Below are 14,890 nucleotides of genomic sequence, written 5' to 3'. Positions count from 1 at the left end.
TCTGCTGAGGTGGACATGACGAGCGCCGCGGCCCGTGACCGGAAGGGTCGAGCCGGACCACGGCGCTCAGGAAGTTCGTGTCAGGCCTGGGCCTTGACGATGAAGTCGACGGCGTCACCGACGGTCTTGAGGTTCTTGACCTCTTCGTCCGGGATCTTCACGTCGAACTTCTCTTCGGCGTTGACGACGATGGTCATCATCGAGATGGAGTCGATGTCGAGGTCGTCCGTGAACGACTTGTCCGACTGCACCGTGTCGGTGGCGATGCCGGTCTCGTCGTTGATGAGCTCGGCCAGGCCGGCGAGGACTTCTTCGTTGGACAGGGCCATGATGGTGTCTCCTTGAGGGGGGTGTCGTTTGACCGTGGACCAGCCTAGGGCACGGGGTGGTCCCGTGCCCGCAGCCTGGCGGGACTGTGGAAAGTCTTGCTGCGCTCCGGTGTCCCGGAGCACCGGGCGTCCTACGGGAGGACGACCACCTGGGCGCCGAACACGAGTCCGGCGCCGAACCCGATCTGCAGGGCGAGGCCGCCCGACAGCTCCGGGTGCTCGTCGAGCAGGCGGTGGGTGGCGAGCGGGATGCTCGCGGCGGAGGTGTTGCCGGTGGTCGTGATGTCGCGGGCGATCACCACGGACTCGGGGATGCCGAGCTGCTTGGCGAACTCGTCGATGATGCGGATGTTCGCCTGGTGGGGCACGAACGCGGCGAGCTGGTCGGGGCGGACCCCGGCGGTCTCCAGCGCTTCACGGGCGACCTTGACCATCTCCCAGACGGCCCAGCGGAACACGGTCTGACCGGCCTGCCGTATCGTCGGCCGCGCGGCCCCCGCTTCCCACTCGTTGAACGTGGCGGTCATGCCGATCGCGTCCCACTTGGAGCCGTCGGAGCCCCAGATGGTCGGCGCGATGCCGGGGAAGTCGCTCGGGCCGACGATCGCGGCGCCGGCGCCGTCGCCGAGCAGGAACGAGATCGAACGGTCGGTCGGGTCGACGATGTCGCTGAGCTTCTCGGCCCCGACGACGAGCACGTGGTCGGCGATGCCGGACTTCACGAACGAGTCGGCCTGGGCGATGCCGTAGGCGTACCCGGCACACGCGGCGCTGATGTCGTACGCCGCCGCGGGGGCCGCGCCGATGCGCTCGGCGAGGAGCGACGCCATCGACGGAGTGGCCACGGTGTGCGTGACGGTGCTGACGAGCACGACACCGATCTGGTCGGGCGTGATGCCGGCCTTGGCGATGGCCTCGAGCGAGGCGGCCTCGGCGAGGTCGACCGCTTCGACGTCGGCACCGGCGCGCATCCGGGTGACGATCCCGGTGCGCTGGCGGATCCACTCGTCGGAGGAGTCGATCGGGCCGACGAGGTCGTCGTTCGGCACGGTGTTCTCGCCGCGGGCGGCGCCGAGCGCGAGGATGCGGCTGAACTCGTGGCCGCGGCGCTGCGCGAGGACGGGTCGAGCCGCGTCGGCTGCGGTGGGGGTGGTGCTGTCGGTCATGCGGATGCCTCTGCGGTGTTCAGGAGCTCGATCGCGGCCGGCAGGTCCTCGGGGGACTTGACCGCGACGGTGGGCGTGCCCCGGAGGCCGCGCTTGGCGAGCCCCACGAGGGCGCCGGCGGGGGCGAGCTCGATGATGCCGGTGACCCCTGCCTGCTGGAAGGACTCCATCACGGAGTCCCAGTGCACGGGGTTCGCGATCTGGGCGACCATGAGGTCGACGAACCGGCGGCCGTCGTCGACGCGGGAGCCGTCCGCGTTGGTCCAGATCGGGAGCGTCGGGTCGGTGACGGCGGTCGCGGCGGCCACCGGGGCGACGCGCTCGACGGCGGGGGCCATGTACCGGGTGTGGAACGCACCGGCCACCGCGAGGGGGATCACGCGGGCCTTGGCCGGCGGGTTCTCGGCGAGGGCCGCGATCGCTGCGGCAGCGCCCGCGACGACGGTCTGGCCGCCGCCGTTGTGGTTCGCGGCCACGAGCCCGTTGGCTTCGAGTGCCTGCGCGACCTCGTCCGGGTCGCCGCCGAGGACGGCTGCCATCGAGGTGGGCTCGAGGGCCGCGGCGTCGGCCATCGCACGGCCGCGCTCAGCGACCAGCGCGACGGCGTCGGTCGGCGTGAGGATCCCGGCGACCGCGGCGGCGGTGAACTCCCCGACGGAGTGCCCGGCGACGCCACCGACGAGGGCGCGACGGCCTTCGGCGAGGAGGGCGTCCGCGGTGATGATGCCCGCGGCGACGATGAGCGGCTGGGCGAGCGCGGTGTCCTTGATGGTGTCCGCGTCGGACTCGGTGCCGTGCAGCGCCAGGTCGACGCCGATCGCCTCGGACCACTGCCCGACACGGTCACGGACGGCGGCGTCCTCGAGCCACGGGGCGAGGAAGCCTGGGGTCTGGGAGCCCTGTCCGGGCGCGACGACGACGATCACCGGACAATCCTGTCTGCCGTCGGGCGTGCGGCCCGTGTGGACTCCCGACACGAATCCGCGCGAGACATTGTGGGACCCCTACCGACGGCGGTCCCGCGGTCGCCCGTCACCGTCGTCCGACGCGCCGACGGCTGGAGGCCGATTCGGACATCGCACCGAGGATCAGCGCGGACTGCACGATCAGGGCGTCACGGGCGTGGGTGGCGTCCCAGCCGATGATGTCCGCCACACGGCGCAGGCGGTACCGCACGGTGTTCGGGTGCACGAAGAGCTCGCGCGCCGTCGCCTCGAGCGAACGACCGGTGTCGAGGTAGCACCAGAGCGTCTGCAGGAGCTCGGTGGACTGGTCCTTCAGCGGCACGTAGATGCGCTGCACGAGCGCGGACCGGGCCAGGGGGTCACCGGCGAGGGCCCGCTCGGGCAGCAGGTCGTCCGCCAGCGCGGGACGGGGAGCACCGCGCCAGGCCCGTGCGACGGCGAACCCGGCGAGGGCGGCCTTCGCGGAGGTGGAGGCGTCGACGACCCCGGGGACCTCGTTGCCGAGGACCAGGTGGCCCTCCCCGAACATCGGCTCGAGGGCCTGCGCGATCGCCATGAACGAGACCGGCTCCTCGCCTTCCGGGACGTCGTCCCGCGGGGTGGAGCGGCCGATGACGACCACGAGGCGCGAGCCCTGGACCCCGATGAGCACGTCCGCGTCCATGTGGCGGGCGGAGCGCCGGACCTGGTCGACCTCGAGCTGCTTCGGTGCGGTGCCGACGAGCACCGCCACCTCGCCGTGGCCGTGCCAGCCGAGCGCCGCGATGCGGGAGGGGAGCTCGTCGTCGTACTCCCCGGAGAGGATCGAGTCGACCACGAGCGCCTCGAGCCGGGCGTCCCAGAGCCCGCGCGCCTCGGCGGCACGGGCGTAGACGTCAGCGGCCGCGAAGGCGATGTCCCGGGAGTACTTGAGGATCGCCTCCTGCAGCATCTCGTCGTCCTTGGCGCGTTCCTCCACCACGGTCACGACCACGCGGATGAGCTGCAGGGTCTGCTGCAGGCTCACCGAGCGCAGGAGTTCCCGCGGCGCGGAGCCGAACACATCGGCGGCCGCGATCCACGGTGTCGACGCGCTGCCCTCGAGCCAGGAGATGAACGAGGTGATGCCGGCCTGGGCGACCATGCCGACCGCGGACCGACGCCCAGGGGGCATCTCGCTGTACCAGGGGAGCGTGTCCTCGAGCCGCTTGATGGTGGCGGTCGAGAGTTCGCCCGACACCTGCCGGAGCCAGGAGAGCGCCCGTTCACGGTCGTTCTCCCGGCCCACGGCGGGGTCGGTGCGGGGTGTCGTCACCGGGTGATCAGCTCTCGCCGCCGGCGCTGCCCGTGGTGCCGGCGGTCACGTCGTGCAGGCGGTACTTGTCGATCGCCTGCTGGACGAGCGCCCCGTCGATCTTGCCCTGGCGGGCGAGCTGCTGCAGCGTCCGCACGACGACCGAGGGGCCGTCGATGTGGAAGAAGCGGCGGGCGGCCGGACGGGTGTCCGAGAAGCCGAAGCCGTCGGCGCCGAGCGTGGCGTAGTCGGTCGGCACGAACGGGCGGATCTGCTCCTGGACCTGGTGCATGAAGTCGCTGACCGCGACGACCGGGCCCTCGGTGGCGAGCAGACGCTCGGTGACGTACGGCGTGCGGGGCTGCTCGTTCGGGTTGAGGAACGCGTGCTGCTCCGCGGCGAGACCGTCGCGGTACAGCTCACCCCAGCTCGTGACGCTCCACACGTCGGCGGAGACGCCCCAGTCCTCGGCGAGGAGCTGCTGCGCCTCGAGGATCCACGGCACCGCGACACCGGACGCGAGCAGCTGGGCCTTGGGGCCGTCGTGCTCGCTGCCCTTGAGCAGGTACATGCCCTTGACGATGCCGTCCACGTCGACGCCCTCGGGCTCGACGGGCTGCACGATCGGCTCGTTGTAGACCGTCAGGTAGTACATGACGTTCGGGTCGTCGTGCTTCGGCGAGCCGTCCTCGTTCGTGCCGTACATCCGGTCGAGGCCGGACTGGACGATGTGCCCGATCTCGTAGCCGTACGCCGGGTCGTAGGACACGACCGCGGGGTTCGACGCCGCGAGGAGCAGCGAGTGGCCGTCGGCGTGCTGCAGGCCCTCACCGGTCAGGGTCGTGCGACCGGCGGTGGCGCCGATCATGAAGCCGCGTGTCATCTGGTCACCGGCGGCCCAGATCGCGTCACCGGTGCGCTGGAACCCGAACATCGAGTAGAAGACGTAGACCGGGATGAGCGGCTCGCCCTGCGTCGAGTACGAGGTGCCGACGGCGGTGAACGCCGCGAGGGCGCCCGCCTCGTTGATGCCGACGTGGATGATCTGGCCCTGCGGGCTCTCCTTGTAGGCCAGGAGGAGCTCACGGTCGACCGACGTGTAGTGCTGGCCGTTCGGGTTGTAGATCTTCGCCGTCGGGAAGTACGCGTCCATGCCGAACGTGCGCGCTTCGTCCGGGATGATCGGGACCACACGGTCACCGAAGTCCGGGGAGCGGAGCAGGTCCTTCAGCAGACGGGCGAACGCCATGGTGGTGGCGATCTCCTGCTTGCCGGAGCCCTTCTTGACGACCTGGTACTTCGCGTCGTCGGGAAGCGTGATGGACGTGTACTTGGTACGACGCTCCGGCACGTACCCGCCGAGCGCGTGACGGCGCTCGTGCATGTACTGGATCGCCTCGTCGTCGTTGCCCGGGTGGTAGTACGGCGGCGTGTAGGGATTCTCCTCGAGCTGCGCGTCGGAGATCGGGATGCGCATCTCGTCGCGGAACTGCTTGAGGTTGTCGAGCGTGAGCTTCTTCATCTGGTGCGTCGCGTTGCGCCCCTCGAAGCTCGGGCCGAGGCCGTAGCCCTTGACCGTCTTCGCGAGGATGACGGTCGGCTGGCCCTTGTGCTCGGTCGCCGCCTTGAACGCCGCGTAGACCTTGCGGTAGTCGTGGCCACCGCGCTTGAGGTTCCAGACCTGGTCGTCGCTGTAGCCGTCGATCAGCTGGAGCGCCTTCGGGTCGCGCCCGAAGAAGTTCTCCCGGACGTAGGCACCGTTCTCGGCCTTGTACGTCTGGTAGTCACCGTCGGGGGTGACGTTCATCAGGTTGAGGAGCGCGCCCTCGGTGTCGCGGGCGAGCAGGTCGTCCCACTCGCGGCCCCAGATCACCTTGATGACGTTCCAGCCGGCACCGCGGAAGTAGCTCTCGAGCTCCTGGATGATCTTGCCGTTGCCGCGCACCGGGCCGTCGAGACGCTGCAGGTTGCAGTTGATCACGAAGTTCAGGTTGTCGAGGCCGTCGTTCGCGGCGACCTGGAGCTGGCCGCGGGACTCGACCTCGTCCATCTCGCCGTCGCCGAGGAAGGCCCAGACCTGCTGCTCCGAGGCGTCCTTGATGCCGCGGTTGGACAGGTACTTGGCCTGCTGCGCCTGGTAGATCGCGTTGATCGGGCCGATGCCCATCGACACGGTCGGGAACTGCCAGAAGTGCGGCATGAGCCGGGGGTGCGGGTAGGAGGACAGCCCGCCACCTGCGTGCGACTTCTCCTGACGGAACCCGTCGAGCTGGTTCTCGTCGAGGCGGCCCTCCATGTAGGCGCGGGCGTACATGCCGGGGGAGGCGTGGCCCTGGAAGAACACCTGGTCGCCGCCGGAGGGGTGGTCCTGCGCGCGGAAGAAGTGGTTGTAGCCGACCTCGTACAGGGCGGCGCTCGACGCGTAGGTCGAGATGTGCCCACCCACCGAGATGCCGGGACGCTGCGCGCGGTGCACCGTGATGGCCGCGTTCCAGCGGATCCACCGGCGGTAGCGGCGCTCGAGCTCCTCGTCGCCGGGGAACTCCGGCTCGTTCTCCGGCGCGATCGTGTTGACGTAGTCCGTCGTCGGGACCATCGGCACGCCGAGGTGCAGTTCCTTGGACCGCTTGAGCAGGCTGAGCATGATCTCGCGGGCACGCTCGTGCCCGTGTGCCGCGACCAGTCCGTCGAGGGACTCACGCCATTCAGCGGTCTCCTCCGGGTCCTGGTCCTCGTGCCCTGCGCTGTACGGGTCCTGGTCGTTCACCGTCACCCTTGACCTCGGTTCGTTCTCGTGGTGGTGGACATGGTCGGTCCACCGATCGATCGGGTCGCGACCGGCGGTGGGAGCCGCCGTCCACTCTAGGCCCCACTGCCGACCGGTTGGCTGTGGGAGCCACCACCACACAGTGCAGACGTCCGGGCCCCACCACCGACCGCCTGCCTGATGGTGGCGTGTGTCCGCACCCTGTGCACAGGTGCTTGCATTCGCGGATCGTCGGCGTACGATTGCCGATCGTGCCCACGCGAACCTGCGAGGGCGTGGATGGACGGGCACACCCGCAGCCCGAGGAAGAAGCACACGTACCGATGGCACTGGAGACTGGGTCGCTCGCGCCGGACTTCGAACTCCCGAACCAGTTCGGGGAGCACGTCCGCCTCAGCGACTTCCGCGGGTCCCGCCCGGTCGCACTCGTCTTCTTCCCCCTCGCGTTCTCGTCGACGTGCACGAGCGAGCTCTGCGCACTCCGGGACAACATCGCGATGTTCCAGGACAACCGCATCGAGCTGATCGGCATCTCGGTCGACTCGAAGGCGACGCTCCGCTCGTTCGCCGATGCGAACGGCTACGACTTCGAGCTCCTGGCGGACTTCTGGCCGCACGGTGCCGTCTCCAAGGAGTACGGCGTCTTCCTCGAGAACAAGGGCTTCGCGAACCGCGCGACCTTCGTCATCGACGTCCAGGGCCGCATCCGCGCCTCGATCATCTCGGAGCCCGGCGTCGCCCGCGACGTCGCCGAGTACCGCGCGGCCCTCGACCGGCTCGCCGCCTGCACGGCGCCGGTCCCCGTCGGCTAGGCAACCGGCAGCCGGTCCCGTTCCGAACACCCCAGGGGTGCTCAGGCACCGGACTGGAGGCACGGTGCACCACATCGACACGGCGACGCGACCCGACGTGGTCGGCTCCACCGGCTACGCCCCGTACCCGGTGACGACCGACCCCGCCCCGTGGTCGCTGACGCGCTCCGTGGTCGACACCGCCGTCGGACCGGTCGTGGTGCACGCCCGACGGGGCCCGCGACCGCTGCTCCTGCTGCACGGGGTCGCCGGCTCGTGGACGACGTGGACGCCCCTGCTCCGTGCCGCGGACGGGTTCGACGGCCGAGGACTCGTCCTGGTCGACCTGCCCGGCTGGGGTTCGTCGCCCGCGCCCGCACGACGACTCGACGTCGACGACGCCGTCGCCGTGCTCCGGTCGGTGCTCGGTGCCGTCGGAGTCGACACGGTCGACGTCCTCGGGCACTCGATGGGCGCGTTCATCGGCATGCACCTCGCCGTGGCCGCGCCGGAACGGGTCCGCTCGACGACCCTGGTCTCCGGGACGACGTTCGCGGCGATCGGCGCCGCCCGGCACCCGGTGCGCGGGGTCCTGACCCTGCCGTCCTTCGCACTGCTCCGCGCCGGGCTCGCGGTCACCAGGAGCGCTGCGGTCCCGCTGCTCCGCGGCCTCGCGCGCGTCGGGCTGCTCCGCCTGCTCGCCGCGCCGGTGTTCACCCACGTGCGCGCACTCGACCGCAGCGTGCTCGACGCGTTCGTCGAGGAACTCCGGCCCGACGGCTTCCTCGGCGCGGCACGGACCGGCGCCGGGTACGACACCGACCGGTGGCGGAGCATCACCTGCCCGGTCACGGCGATCGCCGGCCGCGACGACGTCTTCGCGCGGGTGCGGGACCTCGGCGACCTCGCACGGGTGGTGCCGCAGACCCGGACGGTGCTGCTCGACGACTGCGGCCACTTCGCGCACGTCGAGCACCCGGCCGCGGTACTGCGGGCCCTCGGCGACGAAGCGCTCGGTGGTGACGACGGGGTCGATGGCGACGACGGGGTCAGTGGTACTGCGGTGGCCAGTCGAACGCCGGCGGGCGGTGCGGCACCTCCCCGATCGTCGTGACGACGAGGTCGACCTGCTCGAGGTCGCGCAGCTCGATCGACCGCGGGTTCGCGTAGTACCGGCGCCCGTCGACCCACACGGTCAGGTCCCCGTGCAGCCCGCCGACGTGCGCGGGGCCGAGGGAGACGTCCCACTCGTCGAAGAACTGTCCGAGGGTGAAGGTCCGGCGCTCGGGGGACTCGACGTGCACGATGCCCGAGGTGTCGTGCGTGTGGATCTCCGCTGCGAACCGCTGTTTCGCCGAGTGCCCGATGTTGCCGGGGACGACGACAGGTTCGCCTCCGTCGGTGATCGTCACGTGCGTGTGGATGTGCTCCGCGAGGCGCTGACCCCACACGTCGTGCAGCCCCGCGGCCTCGGCTCGTGCGGCGAGGTCCGTCGGCCTCGGCCACGGCGGCGCTCCCGGGGGCGTGGCGCACCCGCTCGCGAGCACCACGACGGCCAGCCCCACCGCCGCTGCCCGCATCGCTCGTCGCACCCGTCCATGCCTACTCGCGTACGTCCCCGCCCGCCCCGAGTCGAGCGGGCGAAACACCCGGGTGGCACGTTCCCCGACCGGGATGTTTCGCCCGTTCGACGTGCACGCGGCGGGCATGAGCGAGCGTGCGAGTGGTCGAGCGGGCGAAATACCCGGGTCGGGCGTGCTCGGACGGGGATGTTTCGCCCGTTCGACGTGTGGGCTCGCTGGTGGTGAGCGGACAGCGTCGGGGAGAACCGCCGACAACGCCGTTGTCGTACGACAGCGGTGTTGTCGGTGGGCTGCGTGCGCAACAGTTGCGGGCGCGTGCGGACGACAGGGGCGATGTCGTACAACTGCGAGGTCGTCGTTCCGCGGCGCGGGGGTGCGGGGTGCGCGGGCGCACGGGGCGCGCGCGGCGCGCGGCGCGCGGCGCGGGACGCGGGGAGCTGGGCGCGGGACATGGGTGCGCCGCGGTCAGGCGTGGACGGGGAAAGCGGCGGCGACGCGGGAACGGACCTCGGCGAGGACCGCGGCGCGCATGGTCGGGGAGAAGAGGGAGTGGTCGCCGCCGGGGACGTGCACCAGGGCGACCGACCCGCCCGGGCCGCCCGGAGCCCAACGCCGGAGCGCGGTGCCGCCGCCGAGGCGATGGAAGAGCTCGGCGTCCTCGTCCGCCGTGATCAGCACGACGTCGGTGCCGTTCGTCACGAGGGGCCGGACGTGCTCGACGACGCCTCCGGCGCGGTCCCGGCGGGCGATGCGGGCGCGGAGCTCCTCCGGCACGAGCGCGTTGTACCGCTCGCGGAGCCACAGCCGTGCCGGCGAGGGGGAGTCCACCGCGCGGACGGCGTCGCTGTAGCTCCCCGGTGCGGCAGGACGGCGCCGGTAGTCGTTCGGGCTGATCTGGACGACGAGCCTCGGCGCCTCGGCACGGGCACGCCCCGCCACCCAGGCGCCGGCGCACATCCCGACGAGGGCGAGCCGGTCCGCCGGGACGCCGAGTGCGGCCACGATCTCGGACTGGTCGTCGATCCACTCCTGCGCGAACAGGTGGTCGCGTTCCTGGCCGCAGACCACGGAGCTCTCGCCGGTACCGCGGCGGTCGACCCGGACGACCCGCGCACCCTCCCGAGCGAGTGCCCGAGCGAGGGTGACCTGGTAATCGGTCGCGCCGACGCGGTGCTCGGCGGCCCCGTTGTGCAGCACGACCACGGGCCCGTCGTCGGCCGACCGCGCGGGAGCGGTCTCGACGGCGAAGAGTGCTTCGGGACCGAGGTGCACGATCCGCTCGGCCACGCCGTGGTCGAGGTCGACGACGGTGTCCAGCACGGGCGGGCGCGTCCGGACCGTGGCAGCCGGGACGTGCTCGTCGATCCAGGACACGACCCGGTCGACGGCATCGGACGGGATGCGCGCGTGGATGCTCGTGCCGTCGAGGAGTTCGGCGGTCCCGGGGACCTCGACGGGCTGCACGTCGCCGAGGGCCTTCGGCGGCCGGCCACCCGGACGGACGAACACGGCGGTCGCGGCGGTCCGCGGTGCGAACCGGAGCGCCGACAGCACCGCCGCCTCCGCCGGGTCGACGTCGATGCCGATGAGGCTCTGGACGTCGTCGACCACCCGCGACGGGCCGATCGTGATGGACGCGAGGGCACGCTGCCGGCGGAGCCACGCCCGCCCGGACTCCGGTGCGTCCCAGAGCACGAGGGCGTCCTCGTCCCGGGCGGCCGCGGCAGCGACGAAGGCCGATGAGGCGAGCCCCACGAAGACGATCCGGGACACACCGGTCGTGCGCAGCACGGCCGCCGCCCGCACGGCGGACCGGACCTGCGCGTCGGGGTCGGCATCGGGACCGGAGTCCCCACGTCCGGACGGGTCGTAGCGCACCGAGCCCACGCCACGAGCCTCCAGGCGGTCTGCCAGCAGGCGCAGCGTGCGGTACGCGATCACGCCCTCCTGTCCGAGTGGCGGACAGATGACGACACCGGCGCGTGCCGACGGCGGCACCTGCACGGCCGCACGGATCGCCGGCAAACCGGACCAGCCGTGGTGGGTGGTCACAGTGCCAGCGCGCGACGGACGTCCGTCGGCCAGGCCGCCGGGTCGGTGCCGTGCGCGGCGAACAGGGCGATCGTGATGCGCTCCAGGCCGAAGGCGAGGCAGGCGCTGTGTGCGACCTCGCCGTCCGCCGTGCGGATCGCGAACGAGCTTCCGAAGTGGTCCTCGTGCAGGTTCGCCGAGCTGATCGCCGTCGGCTCGCCGGCATCGCCGTAGACCGGCGCGACGAACTCGAACTTCAGCGACTGCTCGACCTGGTTGCGCGCCAGGATCTTGCCCACCCGACCGAAGAACGGATCGTTCGCGGGGACGACGTCGATCTCGAGCCCGAAGCCACCGAGGAGGTCCCGCATCACCGGGATCCGGCCGTCACGGTGCTGCTTCGCCGAGGCGGGCGTGCCGATGTGCACGAACTCGTGCATGTGGAAGGCCTGCAGGCGCATCGGGTCGAGGGAGGGCTCGCGGCGGAAGGAGTCGCCGACGATGTCGAAGGTCCGGCCCTCCTGCGGGACCGTCCCCGTGACGAGGCCGTAGACGGGGTGGCAGACGGCCGGCGCGAGCATCAGGTCGGCCGGTTCGAGGAACGACTCCCAGCGCTCGCCGCGTTCCCGTGCCGCGAGGAGCTCGCGGTGCTTCCGATCGTCGCCCGTGAACCCGGAGATCGACGCGGCGAGGTCGGGGAACGACGCGATGTAGTCGGTGCGTTCGAACGCGGCGAGGGGCTCGACGGGCGGGAACCGGAGGACCTCCGCGTCGAGGTCGGCCATCGAGCGGACGGCCGCGGCGTCGACGGCGGTGTACACGCGGTCGAACACGCCCGTGCGGCCGTAGAGGCCGGGGGAGCCGAGGTCGATGAGGACGCCGTCGGTGAGGAGGCGCGTGCGGAGGGCGGCGCGGGCGCGGTCGAGCGGGGACGTGTCGATCGTGGTGGTCGGGTCCGTGGTGGTCACAGGATCACTCCGGTCATGATGGCCAGTCCGGCGTCGTTCTGGAGGAGACGGTCGTTGCTCACCATGACGGCGGCACCGTGGGCGTCCCGGAGGTGTCGGGCGATGCTCATCGGTCCGGTCGCCGCGTACCCGGCGATCCCGACGATGCGCATCGCCTTCGTGACGAGGTCGGTGACCCGTTCGGAGGCTCCGATCTTCAGGGCGTTCGCGGCCAGTGCGTGGGCACTCGACTCCAGGGCCTCCGGGTCGTCCGCGATGCCGTCGTACCGCTCGGCGGCGTGCCGGACGGTGTCCGCGAGGGCCTGCAGGTCGACGAGGAGCTCCGCGAGCCGGAGCGCTCCCGGCGGGGTGCTCCCGACTGAGGCGCGTGCCTGCTTCCGGACCGCGGCACGTGCGCGTTCGGCGGCCGACGCGGCGATGCCGAGCCAGACGGATGCCCAGAGCACGTGCGAGACGGGGAGGACGGTGTGCGCGGAGATCATCGCGTAGTCGTCCCGGAACACCGCGTCCACGGTGGTGGAGGCGTCGAGGACCCAGCCGTTGCTGCACGTGCCGCGGAGGCCCATGGTGTCCCAGGTCGACGTCTGCGACAGCACGGTGTCCGCCGTCCAGCAGACGACGAGGCGCTGGTCGGACGCCGGGGCATCGGGATCGCGGCGGGCGGTCACGAAGACGGCGTCGGCCTCGGTCGCGTAGGAGATCACCGGGGCGTCCTTGCGGAGGCGGATGCGTCCGGCGCGTCTGTCGTTGGTGTCGCCCTCGTCGTCCTGCTCGTTCGCTTCGGGCTCGGTCGCTTCGGGCTCGATCGCGCAGGTGGACCGGCGGGCGTCGCCGCCGACGCCCTTCTCGGTCGTCGCGGACGCCACGAGCGCGCCGTTCCGCACGGCCTCGGTCATCGCCAGGACCCCAGCGCCGTCACCGCCGTGTCGCCACAGGGCCATCGCCTGACCGTGGTGCATCGCGAAGACCATGCCGGTCGCCGCACACGCACGGCCGAGTTCGGTCGCGATGGCGGAGAGTTCCGACACCGTCGCACCCTCCCCGCCGAGGTCGGCGGGGACCGCTGCGGCGAGGAGGCCGTACTCCCGCATCGCGGCGATCGCCTCACGCGGGGGCCGTGCGTCCCAGTCGACCTCGTCCGCGAACTGCGCGGCGATCGCGGCGACCGCGGCCGCGCGTTCGGCGAAGCGGTCACGGGTCGTGGTGCCGACCGTGTCAGCGGTGCGGTGGGCGTTCGTCTGCAGGAGCGTCACGAGGCCGTCGCCAGGGCCGCGGCGGCGACGATCGACTCGACCGAGCCGAAGGTCGCCCGGTTGAGGACCGCGTCCGGGAACTCCGCGTCGAGCTCGTTCTCGACCGCGAGCATCACGTTCACCGTGGCGTGCGACGTGAGCCCGAGTGCGTAGAGATCGGCGATCGGTGCCACGTCCCACGCGTCGACGGTGAGCCGTCCGTGGTCAGCGAGGGCCTGCCGCACGGCCTGTTCCGCCGCGGGGTCAGCGAGGGCGACGGTGGTCGCTCCGGTGTTCGGGTCCTGGTGCATGCGAGCCACGATAAGGAGCGCTCGGCGCCGGGAAACCGCCGTGCGGGTGCGGGATCCCGCAGGACGGTTTCGGAACTGAACGCGGGTACAGCCTGCAGCGTTGTAACGCCCGTCACCGCTCCGAGAGAGCCACCGCGGTCGCCATCGCAAGCCCCCGTTCGTGGGACAACGAGACAGATACCGTCGTGATCCCGAGGTCCGCGGCGAGCGCCTCCGCGGCCCCGGACAGGACCACGGTCGGGGCACCGTGCTCGTCGAGGACGATGGCGACGTCGTGCGGCCCGATCGCGTCCGTGCGGGTCGGACGGAGCAGTTTGATCACCGCTTCCTTGCCGGCGAACCGGGCGGCGAGGCGGTCGGGTGCGTCGCCGGCGTCGGCACGCTCGCGTTCGGTGAACACGCGGGCGAGGTAGCGCTCGCCGTGCGCCTGGATGCCGGCGGTGACGTCCTCGACGGCGGCGAGGTCGCAGCCGGTGCGGATGGCGGTCATGACGGAAGCGTAGGGCCGTCGTGATCGGGCGTCGGGGCTTCGTTCGTGCTGCCCGTCCCGCGCCGGAGCGTCCGGGCCACCAGGCTCCTGAGCCACGCGTGTCCGCGGTCCGTGGTGAACCGGCGGTGCCACGTCAGCACGACGGCGACCGACGGCAGGTCGACCGGCGGCGTGAAGACCTCCACGGTGTCCCCGGCGGAGGCCGCCCGCGTCGCCACGGACGCGGGGACGACCACCACGGCGTCGGTCGCGCGCACGATCTCGATCGCGGCGCTCGTCGACGCCACCGATGCGATCACCGAACGGGTGTCACCGGTGGCGCGGTCCACCCGATCGCGGAGGCGTCCTCGGCGGGACACGACGACGTGCGGTGTCGCCAGCCACGCGGCGAGGGTGATCTCGTCGTCGAACAGCGGGTGGCCACGGCGAGCCAGTCCGACGAGGGCGTCGTCGGTGACCGTCTCGTGGTCGATGGCCGGTGCCGTGTGGACCTCCGACCCGATCTCGAGGTCGACGACACCCCGCTGCAGGTCCGTCGTGTCGTCGGGCGCCTCGCCGAGGAAGCGCAGGACGACCCCGGGGGCGTCGGCGGCGACGCGCTGCACGAGCGCCGGGGCGAGGACGGTGACGAGGGCGTCGTGGGCGCGGATCGTGAAGGTCCGCTCCAGCGTCGCGAGGTCGAGGCCGGTCTCCGGGGCGAGGACGTCGCGGCTCCGGAGGACGAGCGAGCGGACCTCTTCCCGCATGGCGATCGCACGGGGCGTCGGGCGCATCTCCCGCCCGGCGCGGACCAGGATCTCGTCGCCGGTGGCCCGTCGGATCCGGCCGAGGGTGCGGCTCATCGCGGGTGCCGAGAGGTGCAGGCGGTCCGCTGCCCCGGTGACGCTCTCCGCTTCGAGCAGAGCCTCGAGCGCGGTGAGGAGGTTCAGGTCGAGTTGCACGGGACGCAATCTACACGTGCACGGAATGTCCTTGTGTGCATCC

The 14,890-nt window shown here is 71.8% G+C and carries 14 protein-coding genes; 2 read left to right on the top strand and 12 right to left on the bottom strand.

What is annotated here, in order from left to right; translation table 11 throughout:
- Positions 1-80: 80 nt before the first annotated feature.
- The 5 genes from EDF27_RS12700 to aceE form a co-directional block, all read right to left on the bottom strand.
- Positions 81-329, bottom strand: a complete 249-nt coding sequence (locus EDF27_RS12700; RefSeq protein WP_071275967.1) for an acyl carrier protein — start codon at positions 327-329, stop codon at positions 81-83.
- A gap of 131 nt (positions 330-460) precedes the next feature.
- Positions 461-1,495: a beta-ketoacyl-ACP synthase III gene (locus tag EDF27_RS12695; protein WP_132049147.1), complete on the bottom strand. Its 1,035-nt coding sequence runs from the start codon at positions 1,493-1,495 to the stop codon at positions 461-463.
- Entirely contained in the window at positions 1,492-2,421 is a 930-nt protein-coding gene (locus EDF27_RS12690; protein ID WP_132049145.1) for an ACP S-malonyltransferase, read from the bottom strand. The genes EDF27_RS12695 and EDF27_RS12690 overlap by 4 nt, the downstream gene beginning before the upstream one ends.
- A 106-nt stretch (positions 2,422-2,527) precedes the next feature.
- The gene (locus EDF27_RS12685; protein WP_123653169.1) at positions 2,528-3,754 is read right to left on the bottom strand and encodes a PucR family transcriptional regulator; all 1,227 of its coding nucleotides are present in this window, start codon (positions 3,752-3,754) and stop codon (positions 2,528-2,530) included.
- A 7-nt stretch (positions 3,755-3,761) separates the two neighbouring features.
- Positions 3,762-6,506 carry a pyruvate dehydrogenase (acetyl-transferring), homodimeric type gene (gene aceE, locus EDF27_RS12680; protein WP_123703963.1) on the bottom strand — a complete coding sequence of 915 codons (2,745 nt, stop codon included), beginning with the start codon at positions 6,504-6,506 and terminating at the stop codon, positions 3,762-3,764.
- Positions 6,507-6,823: 317 nt separating this feature from the next.
- Between aceE and EDF27_RS12675 the strand changes: the two genes are divergently transcribed.
- Positions 6,824-7,312, top strand: coding sequence for a peroxiredoxin (locus tag EDF27_RS12675; protein ID WP_123703961.1), 489 nt, complete (start codon positions 6,824-6,826; stop codon positions 7,310-7,312).
- Between the two features lie 64 nt (positions 7,313-7,376).
- A complete protein-coding gene (locus EDF27_RS12670; RefSeq protein WP_165931484.1) occupies positions 7,377-8,405 on the top strand; it encodes an alpha/beta hydrolase in 1,029 nt (342 codons plus the stop codon).
- Here the strand turns inward: EDF27_RS12670 and EDF27_RS12665 are convergent.
- The 7 genes from EDF27_RS12665 to EDF27_RS12635 form a co-directional block, all read right to left on the bottom strand.
- On the bottom strand, positions 8,341-8,883 hold the full coding sequence (locus EDF27_RS12665) for a hypothetical protein (RefSeq protein WP_132049141.1): 543 nt from the start codon (positions 8,881-8,883) through the stop codon (positions 8,341-8,343). The two genes, EDF27_RS12670 and EDF27_RS12665, sit on opposite strands and share 65 nt — an antisense overlap.
- 456 nt (positions 8,884-9,339) lie before the next feature.
- Positions 9,340-10,926: an alpha/beta fold hydrolase gene (locus tag EDF27_RS12660; RefSeq protein WP_165931483.1), complete on the bottom strand. Its 1,587-nt coding sequence runs from the start codon at positions 10,924-10,926 to the stop codon at positions 9,340-9,342.
- Entirely contained in the window at positions 10,923-11,873 is a 951-nt protein-coding gene (locus tag EDF27_RS12655; RefSeq protein ID WP_207909626.1) for an amino acid--[acyl-carrier-protein] ligase, read from the bottom strand. The genes EDF27_RS12660 and EDF27_RS12655 overlap by 4 nt, the downstream gene beginning before the upstream one ends.
- The gene (locus EDF27_RS12650; protein ID WP_207909625.1) at positions 11,870-13,126 is read right to left on the bottom strand and encodes an acyl-CoA dehydrogenase family protein; all 1,257 of its coding nucleotides are present in this window, start codon (positions 13,124-13,126) and stop codon (positions 11,870-11,872) included. Before EDF27_RS12650 ends, EDF27_RS12655 begins: the two co-directional genes overlap by 4 nt.
- Positions 13,123-13,416: an acyl carrier protein gene (locus EDF27_RS12645; protein WP_123653175.1), complete on the bottom strand. Its 294-nt coding sequence runs from the start codon at positions 13,414-13,416 to the stop codon at positions 13,123-13,125. The genes EDF27_RS12650 and EDF27_RS12645 overlap by 4 nt, the downstream gene beginning before the upstream one ends.
- A gap of 112 nt (positions 13,417-13,528) precedes the next feature.
- Positions 13,529-13,906 (bottom strand): holo-ACP synthase, encoded by a 378-nt coding sequence (locus tag EDF27_RS12640; protein WP_123653176.1) that lies wholly within the window; start codon positions 13,904-13,906, stop codon positions 13,529-13,531.
- Positions 13,903-14,847 carry a LysR family transcriptional regulator gene (locus tag EDF27_RS12635; protein WP_207909624.1) on the bottom strand — a complete coding sequence of 315 codons (945 nt, stop codon included), beginning with the start codon at positions 14,845-14,847 and terminating at the stop codon, positions 13,903-13,905. The genes EDF27_RS12640 and EDF27_RS12635 overlap by 4 nt, the downstream gene beginning before the upstream one ends.
- Positions 14,848-14,890 lie beyond the last annotated feature (43 nt).

The sequence above is a fragment of the Curtobacterium sp. PhB136 genome (assembly GCF_004346855.1).
In the GTDB taxonomy this organism is placed as follows: domain Bacteria; phylum Actinomycetota; class Actinomycetes; order Actinomycetales; family Microbacteriaceae; genus Curtobacterium.
This window is presented reverse-complemented; position numbering and strand designations above follow the sequence as displayed.

Excerpts from the sequence above, each read along its gene's own strand:
- EDF27_RS12700 (WP_071275967.1), bottom strand. The coding sequence starts at position 329 with ATGGCCCTGTCCAACGAAGAAGTCCTCGCCGGCCTGGCCGAGCTCATC.
- EDF27_RS12695 (WP_132049147.1), bottom strand. The coding sequence starts at position 1,495 with ATGACCGACAGCACCACCCCCACCGCAGCCGACGCGGCTCGACCCGTC.
- EDF27_RS12675 (WP_123703961.1), top strand. The coding sequence starts at position 6,824 with ATGGCACTGGAGACTGGGTCGCTCGCGCCGGACTTCGAACTCCCGAAC.
- EDF27_RS12645 (WP_123653175.1), bottom strand. The coding sequence starts at position 13,416 with ATGCACCAGGACCCGAACACCGGAGCGACCACCGTCGCCCTCGCTGAC.
- EDF27_RS12640 (WP_123653176.1), bottom strand. The coding sequence starts at position 13,906 with ATGACCGCCATCCGCACCGGCTGCGACCTCGCCGCCGTCGAGGACGTC.